We start from the raw sequence: 12,165 nt of genomic DNA on the forward strand, positions 1-12,165 counted from the left end.
TTATTCACTGTAAAAATTCTTAATAAAGGTTCTCCGGTGAATTGGTGTTGGTCCATATTCTTTGATTGCTGCAATATGGGCTGCGGAGCCATAACCCTTGTTATCCGCAAATCCATATTCCGGCATAATTTTCGCATATTCAACCATCATGCGATCCCTTGTTACCTTTGCAATGATACTGGCTGCTCCAATGGAAATGCTCTTTGCATCTCCTTTGATAATCGGAACCTGACGGATATCTACTCCCGGTATTGTCACCGCATCATTTAATAATATATCGGGTTTTACTTTCAAATTCGTTATAGCCTGTCGCATAGCTTCATAAGTAGCCTGCAAAATATTAATTTCATCAATCCGCCCCGGACCTGCCATTCCAATTCCTGTTGCCACTGCCTTCTCCATAATTTCATCATAGAGTTTTTCACGCATGGATGCACTGAGTTTCTTGGAATCATTGATATATAAAATGTCACAATCCTTTGGCAGAATCACAGCTCCTGCCACAACCGGCCCCGCCAGCGGACCTCTTCCCACTTCATCTATACCGCAGATATAACCGGCATCCGCATATTCTTTTTCATACTTTTTCAGATTTTCAATCCGGACATACTCTGCCTCAAGCCTCTGTATCCGCTTTCCTGCTTTTTCCACAAGGCTCTTTACGCCGCTTCGTTCATCTTTTTCATATCTTGCTATAAAATCAGGCAGCATACTGTCTTCTGCTGCCTGTAACTCTTCTTTGATTGCTCCGATTTTCTTTTCTTCTGCCATAATTACTTTACCCTCTAACTGCTCTTCCGATTTTATTACTGGTGCCGGATAAATCCAATTTTATCAAATGGATAGATTCTAAGCCATGCTTTTCCTATGATATCCGCCCGCTTGATATTTCCAACATCCGGAAACCTGCTGTCCTTGCTGTAATTACGGTTATCTCCCATCACAAAATATTCATCCTCACCTAATGTAATCGGGTCAGATGCAAGTCCCGGGTCTTTAATAACCTCTCTTCCATAAGATTCCACCAGTTCTTCTCCGTTAATCAATATCTCTCCCTTATCGGTAATCTGTACCGTTTCTCCCGGCATTCCGATAATCCGTTTGATAAAATAAGTGTCTTCCTTATACTGATACGGAAATACAATAATATCAAAACGTTCCGGTTCATGAAACCGATAGGATATCTTATCTACAATCAGATTATCTCCATTGGTAAGGGTATTTTCCATGGACGAACCATCCACTCTGGTCCGCTGTCCAACATAACGTATCATCAAAAATGTCAGTACCACAATCACAATGAGATATAGTATGAAACTGACACTTTCCCTTACCGCCTTTCCTCTTTTGCCGCGTTCTTCTTCCTTCATATCTCCGTCTTGCTCCAACTCTTTTTGATTCCTATTCTTATTTTTATCTTATGCTTCCACTTCCGGTTTTTCAAGTGAAATTTTACCGAGCTTTCCAGTACGGAATTCATCCAGCACCAGTGCAGCGGCTTTGGCATAATCTACTTCATTTCCTTTTTTGATACAGCCACGGTTTAAGGCAATTTTCTCCAACATCTCTGCCGGTGTTCCCTCTTCTTCCATTCCATATCTTTCCTTTAATACACCCGGATACTCTTCCCGCAGAATCTGAATCAGTTCCAGTGAAAGTTCATCAATATTTAAAATATCATCTTTGATAGAACCTATCAGTGCCAGTCTTAACCCAACGCTCTGGTCTTCAAACTTTGGCCATAAAATACCCGGTGTATCCAAAAGTTCTACATTCTTATTCAGGCGAATCCACTGCTTGCCCTTGGTTACACCCGGCTTATTTCCGGTCTTGGCGCAGGCTTTTCCTGCAAAAGTATTGATAAAGGTGGATTTTCCCACATTCGGGATTCCCACTACCATAGCCCGCACCGGACGGTTCTTGATTCCTCTTCGTAAATCACGCTCCGTCTTTTCCTTGCAGGCTTCTGCTATAATTGCAGACACCTGCTTCATGCTTCCTTTATTTCTGGCATCCATGCGTACTACATAATAGCCCTTTTTCTTAAAAAACTCTGTCCAGCCTTCATTTTTTCTTTCATCTGCAAGGTCAGATTTGTTCAACAAAATCAGACGGGCTTTTCCTTTTCCCAGGGTATCTATATCCGGATTTCTGCTGCTCACCGGAATTCTTGCATCCACCAGCTCTATTACTAAATCTACCAGTTTTATATCTTCCTGCATCTGACGTTTTGCTTTCGTCATATGTCCCGGATACCATTGAAACTGCATCTTATTTTCCTCTCTTCCCTTACTGTCCTTCTATTTGATAAAACCGATTTTCCGGAGCGGAGAAATCCGGAACCATGCTTTTCCTATAATATATTCCCGTTTTACATTTCCAATATTGGCATAACGGCTGTCCTCACTGCTGTTGCGATTGTCTCCCAATACAAAATACTCATCTTCCCCTACCGTAATCTCTTCGGATGCCAGTCCTGCATCTTCAATGGCAGCTGTATCTGCTTTTTCATCAAACAGTTCTCCATTTACATAGACTGCTCCATTCTTTATCTGTATCTTATCTCCCGGCACCCCAATGACACGCTTTACATAATAATGCGACTTTTCATTTCCATTTGGAAGAAATACAATAACATCATTTGCTTTTGGTTTCTTCAGTTTATAAACAAAACGATTAACCAGAATCTCTTCTCCGTTCTCTATCGTAGGGTTCATGGACTGTCCTACCACAGTGGTCCGAAGTCCGATAAAATATACAAATACAAATGAAATCACCAGGACAATTGCAATCTCAATGACCCAGGTGCCGATTTCCTTCAGCAGTGGTACATTTATTTTCTTTCTACGTCTGCCAAAATTCAGACCACGAACGCTGCCTCTACGCATAATCTTATGTTCTCCTTCTTACCTGAATATCATTCGATATATCTGCAGAAACTGCCACCGGCAGCTTCTTATGAATACGTGGTAACTACGAGAAACACGCTTTGCGAGTTTCTCGAGTTATCGCGGTGCTCTCCAAATCTGCATGCAAGCATGCGATTTCTCTCGCTACTCGCGTAAATACAACAAGAGGGACGATACACATTGGCACGTCCCTCTGACAGATTCTTATTTTACTAACTCTTTTACTTTTGCTTTCTTACCGATACGACCTCTTAAGTAATTCAGCTTAGCTCTTCTTACTTTACCAGCTCTTACTACTTCAACCTTCTCTACGTTAGGAGAATGTAATGGCCAGGTCTTCTCTACGCCAACACCATTAGAAAATTTACGAACGGTAAATGTCTCACGGTTGCTTCCGCCCTGTTTCTTTAATACAACACCTTCGAAAACCTGAATTCTTTCACGGTTTCCCTCTTTAATTTTCGCATAAACCTTAACGGTATCTCCTACACGAAACTCTGGTGCATCTGCCTTTAACTGCTCTGCTTCAATGTTCTTAATAATTTCACTTGCGTTCATTTTGTGACCTCCTGTATATTTTGATGTTCTTAATGCATTCATTTGCAACAGAGGACCATCGCCTATTCACAACTGTTGTATTGTATCATGTTCTCTATGCCTCGTCAAGCTATTTTTATAAGCGTTTCTGTAACATTTCCGGATTAGATGCATAAACCAGTGCTGTCTCTTTTGTAATCTTTCCTTCCTGATACAATTTCAAAAGACTGCTGTCCATGGATATCATATCTTCCCGGTTCGAGGAATATACAACGCCGTCAATCTGTGGCACTTTATTCTCACGAATCATATTGCGGATTGCCGGTGTCACAGTCATAATTTCAAATGCCGGGATCACATTGCCATTCACATCCGGCACAAGCTGCTGGGAAACAATCGCCTGCAGCACCATAGAAAGCTGTACTGCAATCTGCCGCTGCTGATTTGCCGGGAACACATCAATGATACGGTCAATGGTATTAGCTGCTCCTATGGTATGTAAGGTGGATATAATAAGATGACCTGTCTCTGCTGCCGTCATGGCAACACCAATCGTCTCGTAATCACGCATTTCTCCAAGAAGAATCACATCCGGACTCTGCCGCAGGGATGCACGTAATGCCGTTACATAATTTTCAGTATCTACATTTATCTCACGCTGGCTGATAATTCCATGCTGATGGCTGTGCAGATATTCAATCGGATCCTCTAACGTAATAATATGCTTGGCACACCGGCGGTTCAGTGCATCTACCATGCAGGCTAACGTGGTAGACTTACCACTTCCTGCCGGTCCTGTTACTAATACCATTCCCTTTGGCTGCAGACCAAGGTCAATGATATTCTGTGGAATTCCAATGTCCTCCGGCTTTGGCAAATCAAAGGTAATCACACGAACCACTGCTGATAATGCGCCTCTTTGCTTATAAGCACTGACACGGAATCTTGACAGTCCCTGCACCGCAAAGGAGAAATCATCATCCCCATGCTTTAATAACCGGTCAATATCACGATGGTCCGCCAGTTCATATATCTGCTCTAAATAATTTTCTGTCTCAGGAGGCATCAACCGCTCTCCCTCTTCTTTTATAATTACATTATTCGAACGATATGATATCGGAAGTCCGGCTATAATAAATATATCTGATGCGTGTTCCTCTACTGCTTTTCGTAATACTTCTTTTACATCCATAATTTTCCCACCAATCTCTTTATTTCTGCCGCTCCATCAACGGAAGCCTTGTTTCCTCCTGTCTTACATCAGTAGCAGTTTCTTTCCATTCTAATATGCTCCATTCCAGCATTTTTCCTGTCTCTCCATCCGTCTCTTCCGTAATAGAAAGCTTTACACGTAACTCCTGTGTGTCCGTCTCCGGCACACAAAAGCTTATGGTATCAGCTGCGTCCTTCACCTCCGGAAATCCTGAAATTTCCTGCAGCGCCATTTCTTTATTTTCGGATTCTTCCAGAATAGCATCTATCTCTGCTAAGACATCATTTGCCTTGTTACATGCTTCATAATAGGCACTCATCTTATCTGCCGCCCGTTTACTGTATTTATAATCCCGCAGGGACGAAGATAATGACAACACTGCGAATAATAAAAAAGTCAGAATCAATACTACCACTAACAAAAAAGAGTATCCAAAAGGACTGGCTATACGCGGTCTGCGTTTTTCTTCGTATAATGCACTCTTACTCATCTTCTGCCGCCTCTCTCTGACTGATTACTCTCTTTAGTTCCACTTCATAAATAATCTTATCTTTCTCCCCATCCTTCTGCTTTACTGCAAAATGACCGACCATCCGCTGCTTCGCTTCACCCAGTGTAATCCACAGGGTATATTCCGCATCTTTCGTCTTACAATTCTCCCAGTCAGCAGCAAAGGATACCAAAAATGTATTATCCTCTTTCTCATAATAAGAATACTCTTCTTTCAGATAATCTTCCATATCTGTTCCGGAGCGGAATACTTCTGCTGCCGCTGCAGCCTTATGTACTGCCATATTCATATTTCCTGCATCTTCACTGATGCAATGGGATTTTACAAATAGCTGCAATCCCACCGCTGCAGCAATACAGAAAAATAAAATCGATATCATAAGTTCCAGTAAAAATACCCCGGAACGTCTTGCCTGCCCTTCTATCATATGCCTTCCTCTATTCCTGCCCACTGCCGACAACAGCCACCACAGTATCCATTTTTCTCCCATCTTCCGACATACAGGAAAAATGCAATAATCCATTTTCCAAAGCTTCCATCTTAAAATCTTCAACCGGAATGACTGCCTTTCCATCCGCTGTACTTACAGCAGTTCCGGACCGGACAAAAAGCTCTTTCAACATGCCATCCTCTTCAAAAATATAGGTGCAATATTCTTCTCCATCATAATCCTGACGGATGATAAGACTGTCTGTTCCATCCACCGAACCAATAGTAACTGTCCCATTATCATTCTGATGAATCTTCTCCGTAAGATAAGACAATACTGTTCTGCTTTCATAATTTTCATCTGCCATAGTCGTCGTATCCTGATAAATATCTGCTGCCAGGATAAGCACCAGAAGTCCGCAGATTGCCAGCAGCCCAAACAATGCCCATGGAAATAATATATCAATTGTATGTTTTCTGGCGGTACTCTCTGCCATATTCATCCCTCTTCACTCTAATTCTTGCGCTCAATTACTGTCACATCCGGCATAATGTTTGCTCCAAGCAGCTGGTAGTCCACAAAAAAATGCTCCTTATCATAGGAAAAACCATACTGTTCTTCCAGATACGAAAGACAGTCCGGGTAATGTCCTTCCAGCACATAACACTGCACGATTTCTCTCTGCAAAGCCTCTTCTAAAGAACGTTTTTCCTCCTCTTTACTATCCGCCATCAATCGGTTCAATCCATGGCAGGTCAATAAAATAATACAACTGGAAATGGCCACCGTAAATAATATCTTTGCCCAGACAGAATGCCTTTTTTCATGAAAAAAAAGCCTCTTTCGACGAAATCCTTCCATATGCATCTCCTTCTTACAGTCCTGCCATAATTCCCATCAACGGAAGAATCACGGATAACAGTATCATTCCGACAATAACAGACAAAATAATTACAAGTGTCGGTTCTAATATTGCAATATAAGAAGACATTCTCTGATCAATTTCTCTTTCATACTGTCTTGCTATCGTCTCTAATGTTTCATCGGTCTCTCCGGTTTTCCCGGAAATCACCAGCATCCTCTCATACAAGCCCTCAAATATTCCAGCACCGCCTACTGCTGCTGCAAAATCCTCGCCCTCTTCCATTTTCTGGCTGCATTTCTTAATCTTCTTTGAAAAATTCTTATCTGCAATCAATTCGTCTGCAAATTCCAGTCCTTTTTGCGGATTTTGTCCACTCTTTAAAGTCAGATACAGGCTGTCTGCGAAACGACATGCTGCGATTTTATCATATAAGCCATGAAACAAGTGCATTTTTCTGCTAAAACCAGCAAACGCTCTTCGTCCTCTTCTGCTCTTTACAAAATAAACAAATACTCCAACGATTACCGCCGCTATTGCAATGAATACAATTGCATAATTCGAAATTGTTTTTCCCAATACCAGCATGCCACCGGAAAATCCGGTCATCTGTCTGCCTAACTGGCGAAATACCTGTTCAAATACCGGCATTACTTTTGTTAAAAGTATCACAATTACAGCTATCATCATAGCAACCATAATCAAAGGATATGTAAGTGCACTTTTAATACTCTTCTCGATCTCATCCTCACGCTCGTAATGGTGAGTCAGCCCATTCATAACATCATCCAGTGTACCTGTTTCTTCTCCTATCTTAACCATCTGAAGAAGATAATCCGGAAATACACTGGTCTTTTCCAGTGCCGGATATAACAGTCCTGTATTTATCATTTCATCATACATTACCTGAAGTATTGCCTTTTCCTGCACATCCTTTGCATCTTCCAGTAATAATGACACCCCCTCAACTGCCGGAAAGCCTGCATGCAGAACCATTGTCATCTGGCTGCAAAAAGATGCACATTCAAGATTTGACAGCTTTTGCTGCTTTTTACTTTTTCCCATACTTTTCTTCCTCTCTTAATATGTGTACTTTATAATATAACGGCTTCCGTCGCCAATATAATCTTTTACGGTATCATCATCATTATTGGCTGCCAGGGTCGGGTCCATAAGAGACCAGTCCTTTCCGTCAAAAGATATCATATTATCTACCCAGCCTATCTCATCCACATAACAGCTGATCCACGCATGATAAGCCTCACCCGCATATCCTACCTGAAGTTTGGTTGGAATTCTCTGCGAACGAAGCATCGCTGCCATCAATGCTGCATAATCAAAACAGATTCCTTTTCCGGACGAAAGTGTTTCATCTACATCCGGCACATATCCATATGCAACATTCTCTGCTTTTTCTTCATCATATGTAATATTTTCAATTACATAATGATAAATGTTGGTTACTACATCAAGGTCACTGCCGCAGCCTGCTGCCAGTTCTTCCCCTTTCTTTACCGCCTTGGAATTCTCATCAAAATCCACATAGCAGTTAGGTGCCAGAAATGGGACAAATTCATCCGTAATGGTAACATCAATACTCTGGGTAAATGCTGTTGCATACAAATTTTCTTCTACTGATGCAGCTTCATATAAGGTCAACTGGTAAGTACCGCTTCCCTGTGTCAGCGGATATACAATATACGTTCCATTCTTTGTCACCAGATAGGTATATGCTTCCCCTTCCGGTGTCTCTATCTGGAATTTCACTTTTTCATTAGTTCCGGTATAATTAAGCATCACATAACCATCGGATGCATGCGATGCATCAATGGCAATCTGATCTGTCCCATAAGCCACTTCTCCGGAAGCCTCCGGATGTAATACTTCTGCTGTCGCATCTCGATTTCCCTTTGCGGTATCATTGCTGCTTTGCTCCGGAGAATTCTTCTCTCCGCCACAGCCTCCCAATGCACCGCTCATCAGCAATATCCCTGCGGTCATCCATATTATCAGGTAATATTTCTTACTGTGCCGGCTCTTCTGCCTCTGCATGACAACACACCTATTCCTTTTCCTGTATATTCCTGCTATCCGTACCTATATATAATAAAATTGCCGCCAGTAATACAACTGAGACGATTACAATTTTACCGTAAAAGGTTACCATAGCTGCAAATATCCCTCCTAATACCGGAATGGTCAGGGTTACTTTTCCAATTACCTGTGCATAGGAAACCGGGGAAATATCCTCCGCTTCATTTGCATCTCCTTTGGTAATCAGCTGACCGGACACCACCTGATTCTTCACCACACGATGGGTAATGATAATTCCCGCATCTGTATTGCTCCGATATGCCACAACTTCACCTTCCATAAGTTCTGCCGGTGCTTCTTCCCTGACATAAATAAGACTTCCTACCGGAATCGCCGGTTCCATGCTTCCGGTTACAACTGTATAAATATCAAACCCTGTAAGCCTTGGTAATGTCAATGGTATGCAAATCAGAATCACCAATATCAGAAGAGATACTCCTATCATACTACAGATTCTGGCTATTGTCCTCTTTTTTCTTTTTGTTTTTCCCATTCGTTAATGCCTCTGCTCTGACATTCATTTTCTTTCTTCGTAATGCAAAAGCAGTAAGAGCCACAAGTCCTGCAACTGCTGCTGATGCTACACCAATCAGCAATGGCATATTTCCTGCCGGTCTTTTGGTCTTCTCATCCTTTTGCTGCATATCTGCTAACGGAGTTTCCTCATCATCAAGATTTACCAGTTCCTGCGGAGTCTCTTCATCCGGAATATTTGCATTTCCATCTGCCCCTTGATTATTATCTGCATTGGCATCATCTGCTGCATTCGCATTGTTTGCTGCATTTGCATTGTTTGCTGCATTCGCATTGTCTGCTGCATTTGCATTGTTTGCCGCATTTGCATCACTTCCGGCATTTGCACTGTTTGCCGCACTCTGTGTATCCGTCGTGTATACAAACGTAAAAATGTTTTCCGCTTCATTGCTGTTTAAGGTTTTCGTCAGATTATATGCCTGCGGACGATAATTTTCAAAATATTTAAACGCCACCACCGGCTGGTCACCCACTGCACCATAGAAGGTCTCACTGTCTGAAAGTGCATTTCCATTGGCATCCTGATAATTCACAGTATATGCTACCATATTTCCTGCAATTGCATATGCTGCTACATACTCCTGATCAGATTCTACCACAAAGGCAGATTTTCCAACAGTATTATTATCCCTTCCGCTCTCCCGGATTCCACCAATATAATATTTTCCATCTTCCTTTAACTGAATACAGGACTGTGCCCGAACCATAACCCGGTCACCATATTTCAATCCACTGATTTTTATTTTTTCTCCCTGGCTTTCCTTTTCAATCTGATAAGAAGAACCTGTTATATGATTGTCTACTGTAATTCCATTCGTATCTGAAAAATATCCCTGATTTCCAGCGCATAACGTTACTGTATAGGTATATTCTGTTTCATTTCCACCAACTTTTGCCCATGCCTGTACCGGAAATGCCAGTGTAAGTAATGTTGTAAATAAAATACTTCCGTGAAGAATACGTTCCATTCTTTCTTTTATTTTATTCTTCATCCCTTACTCCTCCTTTTCCAACCGATTTTCAGCTGCCTCATCTTCTTTTCGTGTCCTCTTCACTCTCACAACAAAAAGGACGACTAAAACAAGTCCTGCCGCCAGAGCAAGTGCCGAAAAAAGAAGCACCTGATTATTATCACCCGTTTTAATAACGACATGATTCGACAATGGTGTTGAACCACTGGATAATAATTCTACCGCAAAATTCATCTGCAATTTTGCCAGGGTATCCTGATAGGTATTTCCCTGTGTCTCACCTTCCAGCTTTACGGTTAGTGCAATCTCTGCTTTTTCACCTTTCGCAAGCTCATCCAGATAGAAATAATCTTTCATTGCATTGGTTGCCTGGTGAAGACCTTCACCACTTTCTCCTACCGTATCTCCACCTACATTTTCACTGCTGTATAAAATACGGTTACTTCCATCCGGAGCCGTAAAAGAAAGTATGTACGAATACGCTCCTCCGGAAGCCACACTCTGTGAATCCTCAAGGCTCTGTAATACCTGATTTGTCATATACCACTGCGTATCCCCATCATAGGTATTCTTTAACTCCAGTCTGATATTTACCGTATCTCCCGGCTGAAGCTGATATATCGCATCATCAATATCTGCATTTTTAAATGTGCTGTTTAATTTTTCTCCATCAAACGTTACGTTCCAGTCATCACCGCCGGAAAACTCTTCTGCCTGTACCTGAACAGGGGCTGCTGCAACCAGAGCCAGAGCTGCCATGATACCAATCCATTTTCTCTTCATCTCAGTCTCCTCCTTACTGCAGTAATGTCAGATTTCCATTGGAATCAACAGAAACATCAACTCCCCAGGCACTCTTAATCGCATCCTGCGCATTGTGTGTCTGTACGGCATCCACTTCTGCCTCTACATGAAAGGAAACCCCATCATAATTAAATGTTGTAGTAGTGGTCTTAAGTCCATTTTCCTCCGTTGTATGCTCCGTTACCTTTGACGTAATAGAATTATCAATCTTTAAAGTATCAGAAAATGCCGGTGTACTCTCACCCACCTTCAATACCGATGGCCAGTAAAGAACAGTTCTCTCCTCCGTAGATGCATTTTCATCCACAATCCAGCCATTCTGGGTCAGGTTTAATTCAATCAAACTCGGAGCAAGTGTTGTTTCCTTGCTTCCATCCTCATTCTTCCAGCTCTTATAAATTCTCACACGGACATATTCATCAATATTGCCACTGTTTTTTACGGAAAGTGCTTCCTTATAATTTCTTCCGGCTACCAGCTTTCCATCGGTCTCATCCAGCATATCTGTAAGAAGTGCTCCCTGATTTTGCTTCCAGGCATCATCACTTCCTGCATAATCACGGCTGCTGATATCCTTAGAACCCTTGGCAGATTCTTCCACCAGAGTCACTCCGATATCATACATTTCCATCTGTGCGGTATAATTCTCACTATAGTAAGTAAGTGCTGCTCTCGCACTTCCAACCGCACTTCCTGCCAGAAGAAGTACTGCTGCACCCAATAATAAAAAGGTTCCTTTTCTTCCCTTCATTACTTTTTTCAATCGGCTCATTCTTCACCAGCCTCCCTTGCATCTGCAGTTCCTATATCTGTCCTGGTATCTGCAATCCGGTTCCAGTCTGCATATGGTGTTCCATCCTCTTCATAGAGAACCGGTGTACACTCCTGAACGACCACTACATTAAAACTCTCTTTATATTCCTCCGGTATTGCTATTTGGGCTAAAAGTTCTTCTGTATTGCCACTTACCGGAACAATATCACTATAATACCAATAGCCATCTTCGCCCTGATTCCATGACGAGCCGGACATAGTTAATGTAATCTGACTTCCTGCGAATACCTTTACTCTGACAAAGCAATCACTTTCTCCTGTATTTGTAAGTACGATATGCTTCTCCATATTTTCAACTTTTTCTTCTATTGTAGTTTCATTACCAAGTGTAATCGAATATCCTCCTTCCGCTTCCACATAAGTTGTAAAATACGCCATTGCCGGTGGCACTGCTGCCCCTGTAAGGAATACCAATGCTGCTGCAGTCAGCCAGAACACTTTTGTTTTTTTCTTCATCATCTTATAT

Annotated in this window: 17 protein-coding genes; all 17 read right to left on the bottom strand. The window is 41.9% G+C overall.

Going from position 1 to position 12,165, the window contains the following annotated elements:
- The 17 genes from OCV43_RS05170 to OCV43_RS05250 all read right to left on the bottom strand — a co-directional run bounded on the left by OCV43_RS05170 (nt 1) and on the right by OCV43_RS05250 (nt 12,158).
- Nucleotides 1-771 carry a ribonuclease HII gene (locus OCV43_RS05170; RefSeq protein WP_262623575.1) on the bottom strand — a complete coding sequence of 257 codons (771 nt, stop codon included), beginning with the start codon at nt 769-771 and terminating at the stop codon, nt 1-3.
- A gap of 35 nt (nt 772-806) precedes the next feature.
- Nucleotides 807-1,370 (bottom strand): signal peptidase I, encoded by a 564-nt coding sequence (lepB, locus tag OCV43_RS05175; RefSeq protein ID WP_022242456.1) that lies wholly within the window; start codon nt 1,368-1,370, stop codon nt 807-809.
- Nucleotides 1,371-1,418: 48 nt separating this feature from the next.
- Nucleotides 1,419-2,270 (bottom strand): ribosome biogenesis GTPase YlqF, encoded by an 852-nt coding sequence (ylqF, locus tag OCV43_RS05180; protein WP_117840819.1) that lies wholly within the window; start codon nt 2,268-2,270, stop codon nt 1,419-1,421.
- A 30-nt stretch (nt 2,271-2,300) separates the two neighbouring features.
- Nucleotides 2,301-2,888 (bottom strand): signal peptidase I, encoded by a 588-nt coding sequence (gene lepB, locus OCV43_RS05185; RefSeq protein ID WP_227709342.1) that lies wholly within the window; start codon nt 2,886-2,888, stop codon nt 2,301-2,303.
- 225 nt (nt 2,889-3,113) lie between these two features.
- A complete protein-coding gene (gene rplS, locus OCV43_RS05190; RefSeq protein ID WP_022242453.1) occupies nt 3,114-3,467 on the bottom strand; it encodes a 50S ribosomal protein L19 in 354 nt (117 codons plus the stop codon).
- Between the two features lie 115 nt (nt 3,468-3,582).
- Complete coding sequence (locus OCV43_RS05195; RefSeq protein ID WP_022242452.1) at nt 3,583-4,638, bottom strand: type IV pilus twitching motility protein PilT; 1,056 nt, start codon at nt 4,636-4,638, stop codon at nt 3,583-3,585.
- 19 nt (nt 4,639-4,657) lie between these two features.
- Nucleotides 4,658-5,149 (bottom strand): hypothetical protein, encoded by a 492-nt coding sequence (locus tag OCV43_RS05200; protein WP_262623576.1) that lies wholly within the window; start codon nt 5,147-5,149, stop codon nt 4,658-4,660.
- Nucleotides 5,142-5,597: a hypothetical protein gene (locus OCV43_RS05205; protein ID WP_117698197.1), complete on the bottom strand. Its 456-nt coding sequence runs from the start codon at nt 5,595-5,597 to the stop codon at nt 5,142-5,144. The genes OCV43_RS05200 and OCV43_RS05205 overlap by 8 nt, the downstream gene beginning before the upstream one ends.
- A 10-nt stretch (nt 5,598-5,607) precedes the next feature.
- Nucleotides 5,608-6,096: a DUF4860 domain-containing protein gene (locus tag OCV43_RS05210; protein ID WP_227709338.1), complete on the bottom strand. Its 489-nt coding sequence runs from the start codon at nt 6,094-6,096 to the stop codon at nt 5,608-5,610.
- Between the two features lie 17 nt (nt 6,097-6,113).
- The gene (locus OCV43_RS05215) at nt 6,114-6,461 is read right to left on the bottom strand and encodes a hypothetical protein (protein ID WP_262623577.1); all 348 of its coding nucleotides are present in this window, start codon (nt 6,459-6,461) and stop codon (nt 6,114-6,116) included.
- A gap of 13 nt (nt 6,462-6,474) precedes the next feature.
- Nucleotides 6,475-7,527 (bottom strand): type II secretion system F family protein, encoded by a 1,053-nt coding sequence (locus OCV43_RS05220; protein ID WP_262623578.1) that lies wholly within the window; start codon nt 7,525-7,527, stop codon nt 6,475-6,477.
- A 15-nt stretch (nt 7,528-7,542) separates the two neighbouring features.
- Nucleotides 7,543-8,514, bottom strand: a complete 972-nt coding sequence (locus tag OCV43_RS05225; RefSeq protein WP_022242446.1) for a transglutaminase-like domain-containing protein — start codon at nt 8,512-8,514, stop codon at nt 7,543-7,545.
- Between the two features lie 10 nt (nt 8,515-8,524).
- Entirely contained in the window at nt 8,525-9,001 is a 477-nt protein-coding gene (locus OCV43_RS05230) for a signal peptidase I (RefSeq protein WP_262623579.1), read from the bottom strand.
- A 1-nt stretch (nt 9,002) separates the two neighbouring features.
- A complete protein-coding gene (locus OCV43_RS05235; protein ID WP_262623580.1) occupies nt 9,003-10,082 on the bottom strand; it encodes a MucBP domain-containing protein in 1,080 nt (359 codons plus the stop codon).
- A gap of 3 nt (nt 10,083-10,085) precedes the next feature.
- Nucleotides 10,086-10,844, bottom strand: coding sequence for a hypothetical protein (locus tag OCV43_RS05240; RefSeq protein ID WP_022242443.1), 759 nt, complete (start codon nt 10,842-10,844; stop codon nt 10,086-10,088).
- 13 nt (nt 10,845-10,857) lie between these two features.
- On the bottom strand, nt 10,858-11,637 hold the full coding sequence (locus tag OCV43_RS05245) for a hypothetical protein (protein ID WP_118087287.1): 780 nt from the start codon (nt 11,635-11,637) through the stop codon (nt 10,858-10,860).
- Complete coding sequence (locus OCV43_RS05250; protein ID WP_118087286.1) at nt 11,634-12,158, bottom strand: hypothetical protein; 525 nt, start codon at nt 12,156-12,158, stop codon at nt 11,634-11,636. Before OCV43_RS05250 ends, OCV43_RS05245 begins: the two co-directional genes overlap by 4 nt.
- Between the last annotated feature and the right edge of the window lie 7 nt (nt 12,159-12,165).

It is taken from the genome of Roseburia amylophila (assembly GCF_025567465.1).
Classification (GTDB): Bacteria; Bacillota; Clostridia; order Lachnospirales; family Lachnospiraceae; genus Roseburia_C; species Roseburia_C amylophila.